This is a genomic window from Kitasatospora sp. NPDC051914 (assembly GCF_040680995.1).
Classification (GTDB): Bacteria; Actinomycetota; Actinomycetes; order Streptomycetales; family Streptomycetaceae; genus Kitasatospora.
Genome location: NZ_JBFAXX010000046.1, coordinates 17,355 through 35,890 on the forward strand (window position 1 = coordinate 17,355; position 18,536 = coordinate 35,890).

18 protein-coding genes and 2 pseudogenes are annotated in these 18,536 nt (G+C 71.1%); 12 read left to right on the top strand and 8 right to left on the bottom strand.

Features of this window, described 5'->3' with window-relative positions:
* Positions 1–15: 15 nt before the first annotated feature.
* Positions 16–114, top strand: a pseudogene (locus AB0M03_RS27065) (SURF1 family protein); the annotation flags it as partial.
* Between the two features lie 234 nt (positions 115–348).
* Here the strand turns inward: AB0M03_RS27065 and AB0M03_RS27070 are convergent.
* Positions 349–747, bottom strand: a complete 399-nt coding sequence (locus AB0M03_RS27070) for a VOC family protein (RefSeq protein ID WP_363495276.1) — start codon at positions 745–747, stop codon at positions 349–351.
* A 93-nt stretch (positions 748–840) separates the two neighbouring features.
* Here AB0M03_RS27070 and AB0M03_RS27075 point away from each other — a divergent pair, with 93 nt between their 5' ends.
* A complete protein-coding gene (locus AB0M03_RS27075) occupies positions 841–1,851 on the top strand; it encodes a YafY family protein (RefSeq protein WP_363495279.1) in 1,011 nt (336 codons plus the stop codon).
* A gap of 150 nt (positions 1,852–2,001) precedes the next feature.
* Here the strand turns inward: AB0M03_RS27075 and AB0M03_RS27080 are convergent.
* The 4 genes and pseudogenes from AB0M03_RS27080 to AB0M03_RS27095 all read right to left on the bottom strand — a co-directional run.
* Positions 2,002–2,165, bottom strand: a pseudogene (locus tag AB0M03_RS27080) (pirin family protein); the annotation flags it as partial.
* Positions 2,166–2,550: 385 nt separating this feature from the next.
* Positions 2,551–2,814 carry a hypothetical protein gene (locus AB0M03_RS27085; protein ID WP_363495282.1) on the bottom strand — a complete coding sequence of 88 codons (264 nt, stop codon included), beginning with the start codon at positions 2,812–2,814 and terminating at the stop codon, positions 2,551–2,553.
* Positions 2,815–2,846: 32 nt separating this feature from the next.
* Positions 2,847–3,353, bottom strand: coding sequence for an STAS domain-containing protein (locus AB0M03_RS27090; RefSeq protein ID WP_363495284.1), 507 nt, complete (start codon positions 3,351–3,353; stop codon positions 2,847–2,849).
* Positions 3,350–3,673: a hypothetical protein gene (locus tag AB0M03_RS27095; protein WP_363495287.1), complete on the bottom strand. Its 324-nt coding sequence runs from the start codon at positions 3,671–3,673 to the stop codon at positions 3,350–3,352. Before AB0M03_RS27095 ends, AB0M03_RS27090 begins: the two co-directional genes overlap by 4 nt.
* Positions 3,674–3,965: 292 nt before the next feature.
* On the opposite strand from AB0M03_RS27095, the gene AB0M03_RS27100 reads away from it, so the two are divergent.
* The 8 genes from AB0M03_RS27100 to AB0M03_RS27135 all read left to right on the top strand — a co-directional run bounded on the left by AB0M03_RS27100 (position 3,966) and on the right by AB0M03_RS27135 (position 11,742).
* The gene (locus AB0M03_RS27100) at positions 3,966–5,243 is read left to right on the top strand and encodes a cation:proton antiporter (protein ID WP_363495290.1); all 1,278 of its coding nucleotides are present in this window, start codon (positions 3,966–3,968) and stop codon (positions 5,241–5,243) included.
* A 71-nt stretch (positions 5,244–5,314) separates the two neighbouring features.
* Positions 5,315–5,791, top strand: coding sequence for a CBS domain-containing protein (locus tag AB0M03_RS27105; protein WP_363495293.1), 477 nt, complete (start codon positions 5,315–5,317; stop codon positions 5,789–5,791).
* Positions 5,788–7,086: an ArsB/NhaD family transporter gene (locus tag AB0M03_RS27110; RefSeq protein ID WP_363495296.1), complete on the top strand. Its 1,299-nt coding sequence runs from the start codon at positions 5,788–5,790 to the stop codon at positions 7,084–7,086. The genes AB0M03_RS27105 and AB0M03_RS27110 overlap by 4 nt, the downstream gene beginning before the upstream one ends.
* A 259-nt stretch (positions 7,087–7,345) precedes the next feature.
* Positions 7,346–7,849, top strand: coding sequence for a hypothetical protein (locus tag AB0M03_RS27115; RefSeq protein WP_363495299.1), 504 nt, complete (start codon positions 7,346–7,348; stop codon positions 7,847–7,849).
* A gap of 498 nt (positions 7,850–8,347) precedes the next feature.
* Positions 8,348–8,818 (top strand): hypothetical protein, encoded by a 471-nt coding sequence (locus tag AB0M03_RS27120; RefSeq protein ID WP_363495302.1) that lies wholly within the window; start codon positions 8,348–8,350, stop codon positions 8,816–8,818.
* Between the two features lie 71 nt (positions 8,819–8,889).
* On the top strand, positions 8,890–9,645 hold the full coding sequence (locus tag AB0M03_RS27125) for a hypothetical protein (protein WP_363495305.1): 756 nt from the start codon (positions 8,890–8,892) through the stop codon (positions 9,643–9,645).
* 302 nt (positions 9,646–9,947) lie between these two features.
* Complete coding sequence (gene nhaA / locus AB0M03_RS27130; protein WP_363495308.1) at positions 9,948–11,264, top strand: Na+/H+ antiporter NhaA; 1,317 nt, start codon at positions 9,948–9,950, stop codon at positions 11,262–11,264.
* A gap of 13 nt (positions 11,265–11,277) precedes the next feature.
* Positions 11,278–11,742, top strand: a complete 465-nt coding sequence (locus tag AB0M03_RS27135) for a CBS domain-containing protein (protein ID WP_363495311.1) — start codon at positions 11,278–11,280, stop codon at positions 11,740–11,742.
* On the opposite strand, the gene AB0M03_RS27140 is transcribed toward AB0M03_RS27135, so the two are convergent.
* The 3 genes from AB0M03_RS27140 to AB0M03_RS27150 form a co-directional block, all read right to left on the bottom strand.
* Complete coding sequence (locus AB0M03_RS27140; protein WP_363495313.1) at positions 11,739–12,989, bottom strand: transposase; 1,251 nt, start codon at positions 12,987–12,989, stop codon at positions 11,739–11,741. The two genes, AB0M03_RS27135 and AB0M03_RS27140, sit on opposite strands and share 4 nt — an antisense overlap.
* 484 nt (positions 12,990–13,473) lie before the next feature.
* On the bottom strand, positions 13,474–14,205 hold the full coding sequence (locus tag AB0M03_RS27145; RefSeq protein WP_363495316.1) for a TrkA family potassium uptake protein: 732 nt from the start codon (positions 14,203–14,205) through the stop codon (positions 13,474–13,476).
* Entirely contained in the window at positions 14,198–15,505 is a 1,308-nt protein-coding gene (locus AB0M03_RS27150) for a potassium transporter TrkG (protein ID WP_363495319.1), read from the bottom strand. The genes AB0M03_RS27145 and AB0M03_RS27150 overlap by 8 nt, the downstream gene beginning before the upstream one ends.
* 359 nt (positions 15,506–15,864) lie before the next feature.
* Here AB0M03_RS27150 and AB0M03_RS27155 point away from each other — a divergent pair, with 359 nt between their 5' ends.
* Entirely contained in the window at positions 15,865–16,746 is an 882-nt protein-coding gene (locus AB0M03_RS27155) for a potassium channel family protein (RefSeq protein ID WP_363495322.1), read from the top strand.
* Between the two features lie 265 nt (positions 16,747–17,011).
* Positions 17,012–18,514 carry an FAD-dependent monooxygenase gene (locus AB0M03_RS27160; protein ID WP_363495325.1) on the top strand — a complete coding sequence of 501 codons (1,503 nt, stop codon included), beginning with the start codon at positions 17,012–17,014 and terminating at the stop codon, positions 18,512–18,514.
* Positions 18,515–18,536 lie beyond the last annotated feature (22 nt).

Here is an 18,536-nt window from a genome sequence, read left to right on the forward strand (position 1 = left end):
AGCCGGTGCACGCCGTCGCCGGAGTGGTTCGTCTTCGCAGGCTTCGTCGCCTTCATGTGCTTTCGCCCGGCACGCCACGAAGCGGAGGCAGCCGCGGACCGCGCCCCGGGCATCGGCCTGGTTCACAGCCCTTCGAGTCAGCGGGCCATGGCCGCCGAGACGGTGGGCAGGCCCGGCCGGGACTCGGACGTCCGGCGTCGACCCGCAGGCACAAGCGCAGCGCAGACGTCCTTCGGGGTCAGCGGTGCGTTCCGATGTCCCCTTCTGGTGGCGTTCCTGGACTCGGCGGCCGCGTTCACCGGGAGCCCCGGGATCTCAGGGCTCCCGCATGAGCGGCTGTGCGTGGCGTCAGCGTGCGAACTTCTCGATGGCCGCCGGGGTGACCGGGGTGAAGAAGTTGACGAGGTTGCCGTCGGGGTCGCGGAACAGCAGCGACCGGTTGCCCCAGGGCATCGTGGTGGGCTCGGTGACGAAGTCGGTGACGAAGCCGGTCAGGTTCTGGTGAACGCGGTCCACGTCGTCGACGAGGAACTCGGTGATCACGCTGTGGTTGTCCGCCGGGCGGGCAGAGCCCGGGGCGAACAGCGGGACGGTGCGGGTGCCGGCGATCGCGAGGGTGGCGCCCGAGGTCTTGAGTTCGGCGAAGTCCTCGGTGGCCCACGTCGCCCGCGCCCCTGTGGCCCGCTCGTAGAACTCGACGAGGCGCGCTACGTCGCTGGTGATGATGCGGATCGAGACGAAGTCCATGGGGATCTCCTTGGCTGTGCTGAAGGCGTGCACGTCGCAGGCTAGGAGAAATAGTGGACAGAATCGGTCCTGTATTCGCGTTAGGCTGCGGACATGTCTCGACCCACCGGCCGCGTGCTGACACTCCTGGAGCTGCTGCAGTCGGGCGGCACCCGGACGGTGGCCGAACTCGCCGACCGGCTCGGCGTCGAAGGGCGCACCGTGCGGCGGTACGTGGACCAGCTGATCGACCTGGACGTGCCCGTGGAATCGGTGCGCGGCCGCTACGGCGGGTACCGGCTCGCCCCCGGGTACCGCTTGCCTCCGCTCATGCTCGGCGACGACGAGGCGCTGGCCGTGCTGCTCGGCCTGGTCGCCGGTCGCCGAGCAGGGTTGACGACGACGGAGCGCACGGCGAGCGAGACGGCATCGGCGAAGATCAGGCGAGTGCTGCCCCAGCGCATCGCCCGCCGGCTCGACACGCTCATGGAGGCTCTCGCCTTCACGGATCAGCCCGATGATTTCGACACCCCGGACGCCGAGGTCCTGCTCACCGTCGCCGATGCGGTGCGCCACCACCGACCGGTCTCGATCCGCTACACCGACCGCGACGGACGGCGCAGCGAACGCACGCTGCACGCGTACGGGATCGTCGCCCATGCGGGCCGGTGGTACGTCACGGGCAAGGACGCCCGGATCGACGCGGACCGAACCTTCCGGCTCGATCGCATCGCAGACGCGCGGACCCTGCCCGGCTCATTCGAAGCGCCCGTGGGTCCCGATCCGGCACAGCGCGTGTTGTCAGGATTCGCCACGGCCGAGTACCGGCACGAGGTGACCCTGCGGATCCACGGGACGGTCGAGCAGATCCGCGCCCACCTGCCCGCCAGCATCGCGAACCTGGAGGAGTACGCGCCCGTGGCAGGCGAGGACCGGGCGACCGAGCGCTGGCTGCGCGTCGAGCTGCGGGCGGAGCGGCTCGACTGGTTGCCTCCGGTACTCGCCTCACTCGACCGGCCGTTCGTCATCGAGCGCCCCGATGAACTGCGCGACCTCGTCATCGCGCTCGCCGATCGCCTCGCGTCCTACGCCGCCGAGCCTGACCGCGAGGAACCAATGTCATGAGATGGCACAGCCAGGCGAAGATCAAGTAGTTCCCGGGCCCGGCTCGCACGGAACAGGCCGAGCTGTCCCTCGGCTCCCGCCGGGAGAGACGCCTCGAACAGTTCGGTCGATGATGTCCTCCACTCGCACCTCGGACGCCATTTCCCCAGGTCATCGCTCGCGCCTCCGCGGTTTCAGCGAAGCGGGGGCAACTCCGGGGCCTGCAGGCGGTCACCGGCGTAGCCGTGCACCTCGCCGAACCGGGTGCCGGCCTGCCAGACCTCGCGGGCCTCGGCGATCTCCTCGGCGGTGCGGCCGACGAAGTTCCACCACATACCACGTGGCTGGCGTTTCGTCCCAGCTCAGGGGCTTGATCGACCATCCCGAGTCAGCAAACCGTCAGCAATGCACTCGGGAGTCACACCGACCATGGCAGCCACGGGCACCACCCGCGGCATGGGTACCTTCTTCAAGAACTGCGAGCACCCGGAATCCCGATGGACCAGGTGCCCCCACGAGTACAGGATCCGCTACCGCAACGCAGCCGGGAAGCAGACCCAGGTGTGGGCAGTGCTCGAGGAATGTCGAGCGGCAACTGGTTCACAAATACCTTCGAGTAGCCCTCATCTCCCAGCGTCCGGAGGGCGCGGCGAATTGGGCTGCCCGGGTAGGTGCCGAAAGGACGGTCACTGCCCGAAACGGATGGCGCAGAGCGGACGGTCACCCGTTCTGGTTGACGGCGAGGATCGCCGCCTCAAGCCAGTTGTTAATGAGGAAGGAGCTGCGAGCGACGATCCGGGTCGCATCCTGCCCGGCCACCTGGGACGGGCGGTCCGGCCGGGCCAGTCCGAGGCCTGCAACCAGATCGGTGGTACCCCAGCGATCGGCGACGACGGTGACGTGAACCGAACCGGAAGCGTGAGTGTGCGTCAACCACGCGAGAGATCGCCCAGTCACCGACACGGCAGGGGTGCTCTCGGCCACCCTCATCCGTACACCGGCCCCAGCCTTTCGTCTTATGGCTGGATGTTGTTGCTCAGGTGGGTGACGAGGTGGTCGAGGCCAGCGTCGTGGAGTGCCTGGCGGACGGCAGGGCCAGCCCCGCGGACGGTGACGGGCACGTGGTCACGGGTGGCTTTGCGGGCGGTGGCGATCAGAGGGGCGGTGCCGGCGCGGGAGACGTTGATGACGCGGGTGAGGTCGATGGTCAGGCCGCTGGCGGTGGCAGCCTTGAGTGCGGTGTCGAGGTAGCGGGCGGTACGGTCGGCGGTGCGGGCGTCCAGGCTGCCGCGGAGTTTGACGACGACGGGCCGTCGGCGGGCGGCGAGGCTGAAGCGCCGCCACAGTTGCTGCAAGGTGATCCGGATCTCCAGGGCGGCCTGTCGCAGGGCGAACGGGATGGCGATCAGCACGGCGTACTGGAACCGGCGGTCGTCGGCGTAGCGGACGCCGATCCACGTCGTGGTGAGGGTGACGGCGCCGAACGCGACAGCGAACGCGGCCTTCTCGGTGCGGGTCCTCATCGCGCGGCCGGATTCGGGTCGGCCCCGGCCTGGGTCTTCTTCCGTCGACTGTCGGCAATGAACAGGACGATCAGGCCCGCGAGCATGCAGGGGCCGGCTGCCGCGGTGCACAGCAGCACGATGCCGGGTGCGGCGCCGGTCGCGCGGGGGATCGCGTTGAGCGCCATGGCGAGGTAGGACGCGAGCAGGAACCAGCCGCGGGCGCGGACGGGCTCCAGCCGCCGGCGCAGGCGGCGAGGCGCCCGGCCTGCGGTCAGGACGAGGCCCGGAAGCAGGAACAGGACGGTGGCCGAGGCCAGGAGGATCCACTGGAGGTTCACCGGTGCACCGTCACCGGGGCGGTGCGGGCGGGGTGGTGGTGCTGGTGCACGGGGCGGCTCCTGGGAAGGGGAGGGTCACGTGCCGACCAGACTTCCCGGCTCACCTGCGCCGATCGTAGCGGTAGACGGCGCCGGAGTCTGCCCTGTGCGTCCGTACGGGGAGAAGCCCCCTCGGTGGTCGACCCGCCAGGGACTGTCAAGAGACCGTAAACGTCGTATAAAGTCGGTGGCGGAGTGCCGGGAAGCCTGGTCGGCGAACAAGGGACATTTCTCTTCGTCGCCGGGGGTTTCCATGGTGCTCGTTGCTGTTTTCGGGGCCTCGTTGCTGGTCGCGGTCCTGTTGTCGGGTCTGGCCGCCCGCACCGTGCTGTCCACGTCGCTGCTGTTCCTGGCCGCAGGGGCGCTGGCCGGCGACGGCTTCCTCGGCCTGGTCCACATCGACGCCCACGACCCGATCGTGACCGCCACGGCCGACCTCGCCCTGTTCACCGTGCTGTTCACCGACGGCATGCACCTGGCCTTCCCCGCACTGCGGGCCGCCTGGCGTCACCCGGCGCGGGCCCTCGGGCTGGGCATGCCGCTGGCGTTCGCCGGCATGGCCGTGGTCACCCACTACCTGGTCGGCCTCGACTGGACGACCTCGTTCCTCGTCGGCGCCGTCCTCGCCCCCACCGACCCGGTCTTCGCCTCGGCGATCGTGGGCCGCAAGGAGGTTCCGGCCCGGCTGCGGCAGCTGCTGAACGTCGAGTCCGGACTCAACGACGGCCTGGCGCTGCCCGTCGTGCTGGTCCTGATCGCCGCCGCCGGGCCGACCGCCGCCGGCACCGAGTCCTCCCTCCCGGTGATCGGTGCCGAGCTGGCCGGCGGCCTGCTGCTGGGCCTGGCCGTCCCGCTGCTCCTGAACCTGCTGCTGCGGCTGCCGGGTCTGGGCGCGGAGGCGAAGCTGCAGCCGCTGCTGCCGCTCGCCGCCGGGACCGTCCTGTACGCCGCCTGCCACCTCACCGGTGCCAACCCCTACCTGGCGGCGTTCTCCGCCGGCGCCGTCCTGGCCGCGGTCGCCCCCGAGCCGAAGCGGGCCTTCGAGCCGCTCGGCGAGGCGCTCGCGGAACTCGCCAAGTTCGCCGCGCTGCTGGTCTTCGGCGCGCTGCTCACCCCGCAGCTGTTCGGTGACCTGTCCGTCGGCGGGTACGCGGCGGTGGTGCTGGCGATCGTCCTGATCCGGCCCGCTTCCCTGTTGCTGTCCCTGGTGCGCTCCCGGATCGACCGGCGCGAGCAGCTGGTCGCCGCGTGGTTCGGCCCGAAGGGCTTCGCGTCCGTGGTATACGGGCTGCTGGTGCTGCAGGCCGGCATCCCGCAGGGCGAGCAGGCGTACACCCTGATCGCGGTGTGCATCGCCGTCTCGATCGTGGTGCACTCCAGCTCGGACGTGCCCGTCGCCCGCCTCTTCCACATCGACGAGCCGGCCGCCGCCACCGCCGGGAACGTTCCCGCGCCGGTTTGCGACGGAGCAGACGCCGACCGTGCTGCGGTCCCGCCGGTCGGCACTCCCGCAGCCCTCGCCGACAACTGAACCACCAACCTTGCCGGTCGTCCGACAAAGCCCGGCGAGCCGCCCCTTCCCCACGACCGAGGAGACCTCCGTTGCGTGCCCGCGACCTCGCAGAGCCCTACCCGACCATCGCCCTGGACGACCAGGCTCTGGATGCGGCCCGGCTGCTGGCCGAGCGCCGCCTGCCCGGGGTGCTGGTCGTCGACGGCGACGGCCTGCCGAAGGCCGTACTGCCCGCCTCGCAACTGGTGCGCCTGCTCGTCCCGGGCTACGTACTGGAGGACCCGTCGCTGGCGGCGGTGATCGACGAGGCGCACGCCGACCGGATGTGCGCGGCACTGGAGGGCCTGCGGGTGCGCGAGTGCCTGCCCAAGGACGTCCCGCTCCCGGTTCTCGCCGATGCGGACGACACCACCGTCGAGGTCGCCGCCCTGATGGCGAGCAGCCGCACCCCGCTGGTCGCCGTCCTGGAACGCCCCCGCGACCGCCGTACGGCGGGCACACCCCGCCTGCTCGGCGCAATCACTGCTGCCAACCTCCTCCAGCACCTGCTGGAGGCCGCCCGATGAGCAACTGGCAGGCCTGGGCGGCCCTGGCGGTCTTCGCCGCCGTCTACGTCCTGATCGTCACCGAGTGGGTCCATCGGGTCGCCGCCGCCCTCGGCGGCGCCGCCCTCATGCTGGCCATCGGCGCGACCGACGACGAGGCCGCGTTCTTCTCCACCGACACCGGCATCGACTGGAACGTCGTCTTCCTGCTGCTCGGCATGATGATGATCGTCGGCGTGCTCCGCCGCACCGGCGTCTTCGAGTACCTGGCAATCTGGTCCGTCAAACGGGCCCGCGCGAAGCCGTTCCGGGTGATGGCGATGCTGGTGGTCATCACCGCGGTCGCCTCCGCCCTGCTCGACAACGTCACCACCGTGCTGCTGGTCGCCCCGGTCACCCTGCTGGTCTGCGACCGGCTCGCGCTCAAGGCCGCCCCGTTCCTGATCGCCGAGGTGTTCGCCTCCAACATCGGCGGCACCGCCACCCTCGTCGGCGACCCGCCGAACATCATCATCGCCAGCCGCGCCGGCCTCACCTTCAACGACTTCCTGGTCCACCTCGCCCCGCTCGCAGCCCTGCTGACCGTCGTGCTGCTGGCGATGTGCCGGTTCCTGTTCCGCGACGCCTTCCGCTACGACGAGGACCGCGCGGCCGAGGTCATGGCCCTCGACGAACGCGAGGCGATCCGCGACCCGCGCCTGCTCGCCCAAGGCCTCGCCGTCCTCGCCCTGGTCGTCGCCGGGTTCGTCCTCCACCCCGTCGTGCACTACGCCCCGTCCGTGGTCGCCCTGCTCGGCGCCGGCCTGCTCGTCGCCGTCTCCAAGGTCGAGGCCAAGGACGCCCTCGCCGACGTCGAATGGCCCACCCTCGCCTTCTTCGCCGGCCTGTTCGTCATGGTCGGCGCCCTCATCGAGACCGGTGTCATCGAAACCGTCTCCCAGGCGCTCGCCGACGCCACCGGCGGCAACCCGCTCGCCGCCACCATGACCATGCTCGGCGCTTCCACCGTGCTGTCGGCGATCGTCGACAACATCCCCTACGTCGCCACCATGGCCCCCATCACCGCCGACCTCGTCCATACCGTCGGCGAACCCCACGGCCAGGTCCTGTGGTGGGCCCTCGCGCTCGGCGCCGACCTCGGCGGCAACGCCACCGCGATCGGCGCCTCCGCCAACGTCGTCGTCCTCGGCATCGCCGAACGCAACCGCCAACCCATCTCCTTCTGGACCTTCACCCGCTACGGCATCCCCGTCACCGCCGTCACCATCGCCATCTCCGCCCTCTACCTGTGGATCCGCTACTTCGCCCTGGCTTGACCGTGCCGTGGCCCACAAGGGCGCACTCCGGGACGGTCACGCACGGTCTGCCCATACACGGTCCGGTCAGGCCCCACCTCTCCACCGCCCGTCGGGGCCTCCACCTTCCGGACGGACAGCCGCAATGACACCTCCCACCGGGCATCTGGTGCACGCCTGTGCCCACGCTGCCGGAATACCGGTCCCGGCCATCGCCCCCGTCGGGCCCGGCCGGCCGCAGCCCGTTCGCGCCCACCGCGCCGCCGATGGCACCTGGCGGTTGTTCGTGCGTCAGGGCGTGCCGACCGCCGACACCCACACCCAGGGCTTCCTGCTCGCCCGGGAGATCGCAGCGATCCGAGCCGCCCGGCCGCGCAAGCCGGCGCACCATTGGACGAACATCGCCGGCGTCCTGATCGTGGCCCTGCTGTTCGTCGCAGGCGCCGTCGTGGTGGCCGGCGACCTGTTCGACCTTCATCTGCTTCCCGCTCCGGCGCAGTCCTCGGCCCGTGCCGCGCTGAGCCTGGCAGGCCCGGCAAGCGTCGTGTACCAGGGGCTCTCCGCCGTACGGGAACGGCGCCGCGCCTACCACTTGGACACCGAGGCCGTACAACTGCTGTGCGACATCGACCTGCCGGGGCTGCTGTGTGCCCAGGCGGCCCTCGGCCCCGCAAACCAGGCCCCCGCCACCCGCCTGCTGCAGGCCGAACGGGTGAGCCTGCCCGCCCCGGCCCGCCGCCTGGCCCGCCTCACCAGCCGATCCGCCGCGTACCCGACCCCCTGATGCCCATCTGCCCCGCACAAGGACCGCGAACTCAACGTCAGAGCATGACGGGCTTGCCACGATCTTCGGGAAGACCCCTCCATCTACAGCATCGCCCCGCGCCGGACCGCGAGCACACCGCAGTGGCACCACGTCCGGAGCATCCACCGCCCATCCCCGACCCGCATCCCTGCAACCCTCACCGGCAGGTTCACCGGCCTGTCCTGCCAGCCCTTCCCGGAGCTGCCCGATGCCCACCCGACCCCGCTATGCCCTTGCCAGCCTCGGCCTCTTCATTACCGCCCTCGGCGCGGCCTTCCTCCGTCCGTGGGCCGAAGACCACGACCTGGGATGGCTGGAGGACCTGACGGTCTTCGGCGTCGGATTCCCCCTGGGCATCGGACTCGTGATGGCGGCCCGAGCCGTTCTCCCGGACCGCTGGCGCGCCCATGCCTTCCCACAGGGCCGGCTCCCTCATCAGCCCCAGATCCCGCCTACTCCAGTCGAAAGCGAAGCCGTATGCGCAACGACCGGCGACACCATTCCCGCCCCGCGGTGACCATGAGGGAAGCGGGCAGCCCGAAAGATCACAGCACCGGAAGCCTGGTGCTGTCCACGATCATCCTGCAGGGCATCGCACTTTCCCTGTGGGCCGTGATCGCCCTGGCAGCGTGGCCCTTCGGGCTGTGGCCCGGATATACCCCGGCCGCCATGACGACCGTGATGTTCGGCGGCCACCCGAGCGCCGAGCTTTACCGAGCGGCCCCGCCGCGGCGCAGGCCGGCTGCCGTCCTCGCCCTGGCCGTGCTGGTGGCAAGCGGCGTGCTCACAAGCACAGTGACAGAGCTGCTTCTTCCCGGCCGGTATGACGCGGAGGAGCTGGGCCACCTCATCGGCTTCCTGGTGGGCACCCCCGTCGGTGCCGCGGTGTTCTCCTGGACGACCCAGCAGCCCCCCGTGCCCGGCCCCGTGCGCGGACCGGACGAATGACCGCACAAGACCTGCGGCCGAAGACATCCAGCGGGAACGCACGCCCGCCTCCCCGTTCGAAAGGACCTCCTGTGCATCACGAGACCCTGCCTCGGTCCGCGGGCACTCGGCTGCGTCAGTGGTGGCACCACACCTGGACCCTCGGCGCTGCTCTGCTGGGCCTGGCCATGCTCGGCGGCAGCGTCCTCACCGCCGGCTTCCTACCGGAAACCCTCGCTCGGGAGCGCGCCTTCCGCGCCGCCCGGCCCTGCCCCGCCGACGCCGCGCCCCAGGCCGACTGCCTGCACACCCTGCACGCCCGGGTCCGCGGCACCGTGGTCGACACCCGCCCCAAACAGCAGCAGTACACCCTCCGTCTCCAAGGACCACCGCCGGTACCCGCCGAGATCGACTTCCAGAGCCCCACCCCGCTGCTTCAACACCTCCGGCCAGGTGACGAGGTGACGCTCACCCAATGGCGCTCCTACACCGTTACGGCCAGCCGCGCCGGGACCGCCCAGCACAGCACCGACACCCCCGTCGACGAACCCGAACTGGTCACCGGTCTCTCCCTGATCCTGCTCACCCTGGGCTCGTACACCCTGCACGCCGCCGTCCTGTGCCGCCGACCACGCCCGATCGGCACCGGACTGCCGCCCGTCCTGGCCTACCGGGGCAAAGCCGCCATGGCCGCTGCCGCCTGGGTGCTCCCTGCCGGCTTCCTGGGCGCCACCTGGGGCGGCCCACCCGTCGTGCTCCTCACCTGGGCCGCCGTCCTGCCCGGCCTCCGCTGGTGGCTGCGCCGCCGCGGGAAGCGCGCCCCTGCCTCGCGCCACCGGTCCTCCTGAGGGCGGTAGCGGCGACCACGACCAGCCCGGCCGCCGGCGCGGCAAGGCCTCATGAACCCCGACGGGCAGGCCCGGGCCGGACGTACATGACGGTCCCCGCACGGTGCCAAGAAGGATGACCCGCAAGGCCGTTGGGCCTTGGGCGAGGACGGAAGCCGGGAGGGCAACGGGCCCGGCCACGCCGGCGGGCGATGCAGCAGGTATTGTGTAAAGAGATAGTCAAGAGAAGTGGGGTGCGCCGGGAAGTCTGGTCGGCGTCGAAGGGGCCCTGTGCCCGCGTGTCGATGTCCCGGAGGTCCCGGATGCGTGCCGACCGTCGTGAGCGATCCGTCTTCCTGGGCTTGCTGCCGTGGCCGGAGCGGGTGCAGGTGGCCCGGGCTCTGCGCACGGAGACGGTCGGTGGACTGGTGCTGCTGGCGGCGGCCGTGGTGGCGCTGGTGTGGGCGAACACCCCGTGGAGCACAGCGTACGAGGGCGTACGCGATTTCCACCTCGGGATACCCGTGCTCGGCCTGGATCTGTCGGTGGGTCACTGGACCGCGGAGGGCCTGCTGGCCGTCTTCTTCCTGGTCGCCGGGATCGAGCTGAAGCGCGAGCTGGTCGTCGGCGAGCTGAGAGCCCCGCGCACTGCGGTTCTGCCCGTCGTCGCCGCCGTCTGCGGCATGGCGGTGCCGGCTGCTCTCTACCTGGCCACCACCGCGCTCGGCGGCGGCAGTCCGCAGGGCTGGGCGGTGCCCATGGCCACCGACATCGCCTTCGCGCTCGCCGTCCTCGCGGTACTCTCCACCCACCTGCCCTCGGCCCTGCGGGCGTTCCTGCTGACCCTGGCGGTGGTCGACGACCTGGGCGCGATCCTGATCATCGCGATCTTCTTCACCGCCGACCTGAATCCGGTCGCACTCGCCGGGGCACTGGTCGGGCTGTTCCTCTTCCACCTGCTCCAGCGGTTCAGAGTGCGCGGCTGGTGGTGGTACGTGCCGCTCGGGGTGGCGATCTGGGCACTGATGTACAACGGCGGGGTGCACGCCACGGTGGCCGGCGTGGCGATGGGCCTGATCCTGCGCGCCACCGGCGACGAGGGTGAGGACATGTCTCCCGGGGAGCGGACCGAGCATCTGCTGCGGCCCGTCTCGGCCGGTGTGGCGGTGCCGCTGTTCGCCCTGTTCGCCGCCGGAGTGGGTGTCTCGGCCGCTGCGGTGGGCGAGGTGTTCACCCGCCCGGAGCCGTTGGCGGTGGTGCTGGGGCTCGTGGTGGGCAAAGCGGCGGGGATCTTCGCCGGCACCTACCTGGCGGCACGGTTCACCCGAGCCCGACTCAACCCCGACCTGGCCTGGGCGGACGTGTTCGCCCTGGCGGTACTGGCCGGGATCGGCTTCACCGTGGCCCTGCTGATCGGCGAGCTCGCCTTCCCCGACCCGGCCCGGGCCGAGCACATCAAGGCCGCCGTCCTGCTCGGCTCGCTGATCGCCGCAGCCCTGGCCGCCGTCCTGATCAGGCGTCGCAACGGGATCTACCGCGGTCTGTGGGAGGCCGAGATACGCGATGACGACGCCGACGGCGTCCCCGACGTCCACCAACTGACCGGCCCCGGGCGCGGTCGCGCCGGGGGCGAAGACTGAAGGAGGCCCGGCCATGCGCGCACGGGATCTCGCCGAGCCCCACCCCTTCGCGACCACGGACGACAACGCTGCCGACGCGGCCCGCATGCTGGCCGAACAGTCACTGCCCGCCGTGCTGGTCCTCGACTCCGACGGCCGACCGAACGCCATCGTGCCCGGATACCAGCTCATCCGGCAGCTCGTCCCCGACTACATCGCCGAAGACCGGCTGCTCGCCGGCGTCGCAGGCGAGCGGCACGACGGCGAACTCGCCGAACGCCTCGTCGCGCTCTCCGTGGCCGAATGGGTGCCGTGCCACCTGCACCCGGTGCCCGTACTCGGGCCCGACGCGCACCCCATGGAGATAGCGGCCCTGATGGCCCGCGCCCGCAGTCCCCTTGTCGCCGTCATCGAACGCGACGGCACTCGGGTGACGCTTCTCGGCACCGTAACCTCTGCCCGCCTCATGCAACACTTCTTGACTTCCTCCCCGAGCTAAAGCGCGGGGATTCCGGCCGCGCGTGCCGCGCGGAGACTTCGCCCCGTGCGTGTGCGCGTTGCCGGTGGTTGACGCTTCACAGACCGGGCAACCCCGAGGTCTCCACGCCCTGACACCGCATGCCCTGCGGCGTTGAGGATGTTCTTCGCGGCGTTCACGTCGGCGTGATCCTTGTGCCCGCAGGCGGTGCACGCGAAGACCGCTTGGCTCTCGCGGTTCTTCGGGTCCACATGCGTGCAGGCGTGGCAGGTCTGCGACGTGTACGCCGGGTCGACCAGCACGATCGTCGTGCCGGTGGTGCGCGCCGCGTTGCGGAGCGCGAGTTCGAGCATGTGCCATCCCTTGTCCAGGACGGCACGGTTGAGTCCGGCCTTGGCACGGACGTTGCGGCCGGGCCGCTCGATGGTGCCGGCCGCCGAAGCGGTCATGTTCTTCGTGCGGAGGTCTTCCAGCACCACCACCGCATGGCGGGTGGCCAGGATGTGGGCGGTCTGCGCGCAGAAGTCCGCGCGGCGGTCGCGGACGCGACCGGTGATGGCGTTGATCTTCGCCAGCACAGCCCTGCGCCGGTTGCTGCCGCGCTTGCACCGGGCGAGCTGCTGCTGCAGGCGGCGCAGCCGGGCCGTCTCGCCCACGGTGGCGTAGGGCCGGTCGTGGAAAACTCCCTCGCTGGTGGTCGCAGCGACCTTCACGCCACGGTCGACACCGACCGCCGTGTTCGGCATGGCGTGACACTCGGGGGTCTTCTTGCCGTCCTCCACCAGGAACGACACGAACCAGTGTCGCCCCTGCCGGGTGACGCTCGCCGAGCGGACAGCGCCGTCGAGCGGGCGCGACCACCGGAAACGGACCCAGCCGAGCTTCGGCAGCTTCACCCGTCCCCACTTGCGGCCGACCCGCTCCACGACGATCAGGTCTCCCGCCGGGAACCGGAACGACGGAGACCACCGCGCCTTCGATCGCCACCGGACCTTGAACGTGCCATGCGTCCGGCATGCCTTGTCCAGGTCGCGCAGGGTCTGTTGCAACACGTGCGACGGGGCCTCGGCCAGCCACGGGAACTCCCGCTTCGCCTCCGCCAGCTCGGCGGCCTGCGGCACGTAGTTCATCCACGCCCCGCGCCGCCGGTACTCCCGGCGCTGCTCAAGAGCAATGTTCCATACAGCGCGGCAGATGCTGCCGAATCTTTCGCATAACTCGGCCTGCGCCGAGTCGAGTTCAAGCCGATACCGGCGGCCGGACAGCACCGCGGAACACCCCCTTCGGTTGCCGCCACCAACATAGAGCAGCTCACTGACAACGCAGCGACCTGCGCCGCTTCGCGGCTCCGGACCAGGGATCGCCTTGTCCCCGGCCTGAAGGCCGGGGTTTGTGGCGAAGAGTTACCGGATCACAATGGTGACGTGAACACCGGGTTCCGGGGGAAACCGCCTCGGGGCCGTCATCGAGGTGTGAACAACGGCGCCCGGCCAAGGCGACGGCCCTGAGACCCGCGGCCTGTTCCTCAACTCGCCGGGCCACCCGTCTACCGTCCGGAGCTACGGGATCGCCGCAGGAAATCCGGTCGGGAGCACGGGTGATGGCCGGCACGGTTGTGCAGCCCTGAACGAACGGCCGAGGCAGCCGACGGGAAGTCGGCGGCCTACGGTGTACCGGCTCGGGCGGCCGCAACGGTCGGCCCGTCACCCGCCCCAGGTGGGTTGGTGGCGGTTCGGGACGCGTGAACGTGTTTCATCCGGACTCCGACGAAAGTTCGGCGAAGCTTTCGACGGCCTGGGTGAGACCGGTGACGATGATGATGTCCCCGGCTTCGACGACGGTCTCGGCGGTGGCGTGCGTGAAGCCCTGGCCGGGGCGCTTGATGCCGACCACGGTCACCCCGTAACGGGTGCGGACCTGGGACTGCCCGAGGGGGAGGCCGGTGGCGACGGCGGGGGCGACGGTCTTGATGAGGGCGTAGTCGTCGTCGAACTCGATGAAGTCGAGCATGCGGCCGGTGACCAGGTGGGCGACGCGCTCCCCCATCTCGTGCTCCGGCAGGACGACGTGGTGGGCGCCGACCCGCTGCAGGATCTGGCCGTGCTGGCGGCTGACGGCCTTGGCCCAGATCTTGGGCACACCGGCGTCGGCGAGGTTGGAAGTGGCCAGAATGCTGGCCTCGAGGTCGGTTCCGATGCCGACCACGGCGCGGGAGAACTCGTTGACGCCGAGTTGGGCGAGGGCATCGGGGTCGGTGCAGTCGGCGAGCACGGTGTGGGTGAGGTCGTCGGTGAGCTTCTGCACGCGGCGCGGGTCGGAGTCGATGCCGAGGACGTCCCAGCCCCGGCGCATCAGCTCGCGGGCGAGCGAGCTGCCGAATCGGCCCAGCCCGAGCACGGCGACACGACCGTGCTCGGGCTGGCGCGGTACACCGGGAAGGGTCCGGCGCCGGCCACGCAGCTTGGGTCGGTTACTGCTAGCCAATGACGGGTCTCTCCTCGGGCAGCTGGTACAGGCGGGCGCGCTCTCGCAGGGCGAGGGCGGAGGCAAGGGTGACCGGCCCCAGCCGGCCGACGAACATCAGGGCGATGAGGATCAACTGTCCGACAGCGGGCAGGTCCGGTGTGATGCCGGTGGACAGGCCGACGGTGGCGAAGGCGGAGACAGCCTCGAACAGCACTGCCTCCATCGGGGCCTCGACCAGGGTCAGCAGCGCCAGGGTGGAGACCATGACCAGGCCGACGCCGAGAAGGGCGACGGTCAGTGCCTGGCGCAGCGCGGAGGCGGCCACCCGCCGGCCGAGCACGTTGACGGCCGGGTCGCCGCGGACCTCGGCGAGGATGGCGACCGCCAGGACGGCGAAGGTGGTGACCTTGATGCCACCGGCGGTGCCGGCACTGCCGCCGCCGATGAACATCAGCACGCAGGTGGCCAGAAGGGTGGACGGCTCCAGTTCGCCGATGCTGAGGCTGTTGAATCCGGCCGTGCGGGTCATGGCGGAGTGGAAGAAGCCGTTGAGGATCTTCTCGCCGAAGCCCATCGGGCCGAGGGTGCCGGGGTTGGTCCACTCCAGCAGCCAGGTCAGTGCGCTGCCGGCAGCGAGCAGGACCGCGGTGGTGATGACGGTCAGCCGGGTGTGCAGCGACCAGGGCTTGCGCAGTCGGCGGCCCGCGGGGCGGCGGCCGCGCATCAGCTCCAACAGCACGGGGAAGCCGATACCGCCCAGGATCACCGCGGCGGAGATCGGCAGCAGCACCCACGGGTCCTCGGTGAAGCCGACCAGATTGTCGACCCGCAGGCCGAAGCCGGCGTTGTTGAACGCCGACACCGCATGGAAGTAGCCGTGGTAGACCGCCTGCCACGCCGGCTGGTCGTAGCCGAGGGCGAAACGCAGCGCCAGCACGGTACCGATCACGAACTCCACCGCGAGCGTGGTCGCCGCGACGCCGAGCAGCACCCGGCGGACATTGCCGATGCCGAGACTCTTCGTCTCCGCCACCGCCGTCAGCTGGAGGCGCAGCCGCAGCCGCCCGGAGACCAGCAGGCCGAGCAGCGAGGCCAGCGTCATGATGCCGAAGCCGCCGACCTGGATCAGCACCATGATCACGGCCTCGCCGAAGCCGCTCCAGTACGTGCCGGTGTCCACCACCACCAAGCCGGTCACGCACACCGCCGAGGTCGACGTGAACAGCGCGGTCAACGGGTCCGCGGCCTGGCCGCTCTCACTGGCCACCGGCAGCATCAGCAGCAGCGCACCCGCTGCGATGGCCGTCGCGAAGGCCACGGACACCGCCCTGGCCGGATGCGCGCCGAGCGCCGACCACCACCGCCGTCCCACCGTGTGCACCGCCCCTCGTCCGAATCCCGCGCGTGCGGGCGGCCCGCCTCTTCGCCTCCACGTCACAGTCCCGCACCACGGTCGCGCCCGGGCATTCCTCAATATCACACGGTCAGCAGGACCTCGGCGCTCCCGGCGCCCGGACCGTCGCCGGCGCGGCCGCCCACCCCGGTCCGTACCCGGGCACGGGCTTCAGACGCCCCCGCACCACGGCGCTGCGGACACGCCCGTCGGATCGCCTGTGACCACTCGGCCGTCACATCCGGAAACCTGGGAACGTCCGGGTGGAGGGAACGGGGAGACAGATGCGCTGGCTGCTCAACGTCGCGGGTGCGGTCCTGGTGCTCGCGGCCCTGCGGGACGTGTTCCACACGCTGTGGCACCCCACCCGGCACGGCGGCCTCAGCAGGCTGGTGATGGCCAGCCTGTGGCGGCTGTCCGGCGCTCTGCCGGGACGGCGCCGATCCGCCGGACTCGCCGGACCGCTCGCCATGGTGGCCGTGGTCGGGATCTGGGCTCTGGCCGTGGTCCTGGGCTGGGCATTGATCTACTGGCCGCACATGCCCGACGCGTTCACCTACGCCGCAGGCCTGCGGCCCGCCGAACACGCCGAATTCGTGGACGCGCTCTACCTCTCCCTGGTCCACCTCACCACCCTCGGCCTCGGCGACATCGCGCCCGCCGAGGGCTGGCTGCGCATCCTCACTCCGCTGGAGGCCCTCGTGGGATTCGCCCTCCTGACCGCAACCGTCTCGTGGACCCTCGGCATCTACCCCGCACTGGCCCGCCGCCGCGCACTGGCACTGCGCCTGTCCCACCTCTCGCGTACGTACCCCACCGCGGCACGGGTCGACGCGGACGCGGACGCGGACGCGGCGATCCTCGAGGCCCTGGCCGCCGAGACCGCGGTGATCTCCGTCGACCTCATGCAGTACGCCGAGTCCTACTACTTCTACGACGGCGACGACCGGACGTCCCTGGCACGCCACATCGCGTACGCCCAGGACCTGGCCGAGCGCGCGGTACGGGCCCGCCACCCCGATGTCCGGCCGGCGGCCGCCGCGTTCCGCGCAGCGCTGGAGGATCTCGCGATCATCCTCGACCAGCGTTTCCTGCGTACCGGGGGAACCACGCGAGAGATCTTCGACGCCTTCGCCCGCGACCACGGACGGCACCACGGCCACTGACGCCGCCGGGCCGGCACCGTCCCGGACATCCACACCCACCGCCAGGCCGGGGATTGTCCCCGGGCTTGCCTCGGGAGAGGGCCTCGGCGATGCCCGGTCGCGGACGAGAAGGCGAAGCCGTAGAACCCGGGCCGGTAGGACCGGGCCCTGGGTGTCCGGTCGACGGACACGGAGCGGATGGCTGCGGGAGGGGGCGTTGACGTCACGGCCATACTGGAGTTAGCGTCTAACAAAAGTTAGTGAATAACGTAAAGGTGGTGCGGGCATGTCGACCGTGGTGGTTGCGGGGGCCGGCCCCACCGGGCTCGCCCTGGCGTGCGGGTTGCGGGCCGGCGGGATACCGGTCCGCGTGGTGGACAGAGCCCCGGGACCCGCGACGACCTCGCGGGCGCTGGGACTGCAGCCGCGCGGCTCGGAAGTCCTGGACCGGCTCGGCGCCCTCGGTGACCTCCCGCAGCGGTCGGTGCCCGTCCGGCAGGTGATCACCCATGTCGGGGGTGAGCCGGTGGCCCGGTTGAAGGTCGGCCAGCGCACCAAGCTGGTGACCCGGCCCGGGCTGCTCATGTCGCAGGCCGAGGTGGAGGCCCGTCTCCGGCACCGGCTCGCCGAGCTGGGAGGCGAGGTCGAGTGGGGTCAGGAACTGCTGGCCGCCGACCAGGACGCCGGGGGTGTGACTGTCCGTCTCACCGGCGGCCAGCTGCGGGCCGACTGGCTGGTGGGGTGCGACGGCGCGCACAGCCGGGTGCGCAGGACGGCGGGCATCGACTTCCCCGGCGTGGCCGTCATCGAGCGTTTCCTGCTCGCGGACGTGAGGGCCGACCTGCCGCTGCCCCGGGACGCGGTGTCGGTGTGGCTGCACGTCGACCGGATGGTCGGTGTCTTTCCCCTGCCCGGCACGGACCTGTGGCGGCTGATGGCCCCGGCGCCTGCGGACACCGCCGAGGATCTCGATACCGACGCCGTGCTGACCGCACTGACCGGGGTGTTGCGGGACGAAGCAGGTCTGGCTGCTGCGGTGCGAGAGGCACTGTGGACTTCCGCGTTCCGCATCCACCGCCGCCTGGCGTCCACCTACCGGAACGGGCGCATCCTGCTCGGTGGGGACGCCGCGCACATCCACAGCCCGTTCGGGGGGCAGGGCCTGAACACCGGCCTGGGCGACGCCGAGAATCTGGCCTGGAAGCTCGCCCTCGTCGCCACCGGCCGCGCCCATCAGGCGCTGCTGGACACCTACCAGGCCGAGCGGCGACCCGTCGCGCAGGAAGTCCTGGAGTCCACCAGCGCCATGACCCGCATGGTCGTCGGCCGGAGCCCGCTGGCCCGGGCAGTGCGCGACCACGTGTTCGTGCCGCTGATGAACCGGCCGCTCGTCCAGCGGCTGATCTGGGAGAAGTCCTCGCAGCTGAAGGTCAGCTACCGCCGCGGCCCGCTGGCCGGCCGGCCGCTTCCCGCCCTGCCGGCCCCGGACCCGCACACCGGTGACCGCGTCCCCGACCTGGAGTGCGCACGACGGGACGGCACCACAACCCGCCTGCACGCCGAACTCGGATGGCGATGGGCCCTGCTGGCACCGGCCACACGGACGGATGTCGAGGCCGTCGTCCATCGCCACCTGGGAGAAGAGCACACGACTGCACTGGCCTCAGCCACCCACGGGGAAAAGGTGCTGCTGGTGCGGCCCGACGGCCATCTGGCATGGGCGGGCACCTCCCCTGCCATGCTGGACCGGTGGCTGACCCGGATGCTCGGCAACGGCCGCACCTGGTGAACCCCGACCACATCCCGCGAGA

Coding starts and splice junctions, on each gene's coding strand:
- AB0M03_RS27070 (WP_363495276.1), bottom strand. CDS start 747: ATGGACTTCGTCTCGATCCGCATCATCACCAGCGACGTAGCGCGCCTC.
- AB0M03_RS27075 (WP_363495279.1), top strand. CDS start 841: ATGTCTCGACCCACCGGCCGCGTGCTGACACTCCTGGAGCTGCTGCAG.
- AB0M03_RS27090 (WP_363495284.1), bottom strand. CDS start 3,353: ATGAGGACCCGCACCGAGAAGGCCGCGTTCGCTGTCGCGTTCGGCGCC.
- AB0M03_RS27100 (WP_363495290.1), top strand. CDS start 3,966: ATGGTGCTCGTTGCTGTTTTCGGGGCCTCGTTGCTGGTCGCGGTCCTG.
- AB0M03_RS27110 (WP_363495296.1), top strand. CDS start 5,788: ATGAGCAACTGGCAGGCCTGGGCGGCCCTGGCGGTCTTCGCCGCCGTC.
- AB0M03_RS27120 (WP_363495302.1), top strand. CDS start 8,348: ATGCGCAACGACCGGCGACACCATTCCCGCCCCGCGGTGACCATGAGG.
- nhaA (WP_363495308.1), top strand. CDS start 9,948: ATGCGTGCCGACCGTCGTGAGCGATCCGTCTTCCTGGGCTTGCTGCCG.
- AB0M03_RS27135 (WP_363495311.1), top strand. CDS start 11,278: ATGCGCGCACGGGATCTCGCCGAGCCCCACCCCTTCGCGACCACGGAC.
- AB0M03_RS27155 (WP_363495322.1), top strand. CDS start 15,865: ATGCGCTGGCTGCTCAACGTCGCGGGTGCGGTCCTGGTGCTCGCGGCC.
- AB0M03_RS27160 (WP_363495325.1), top strand. CDS start 17,012: ATGTCGACCGTGGTGGTTGCGGGGGCCGGCCCCACCGGGCTCGCCCTG.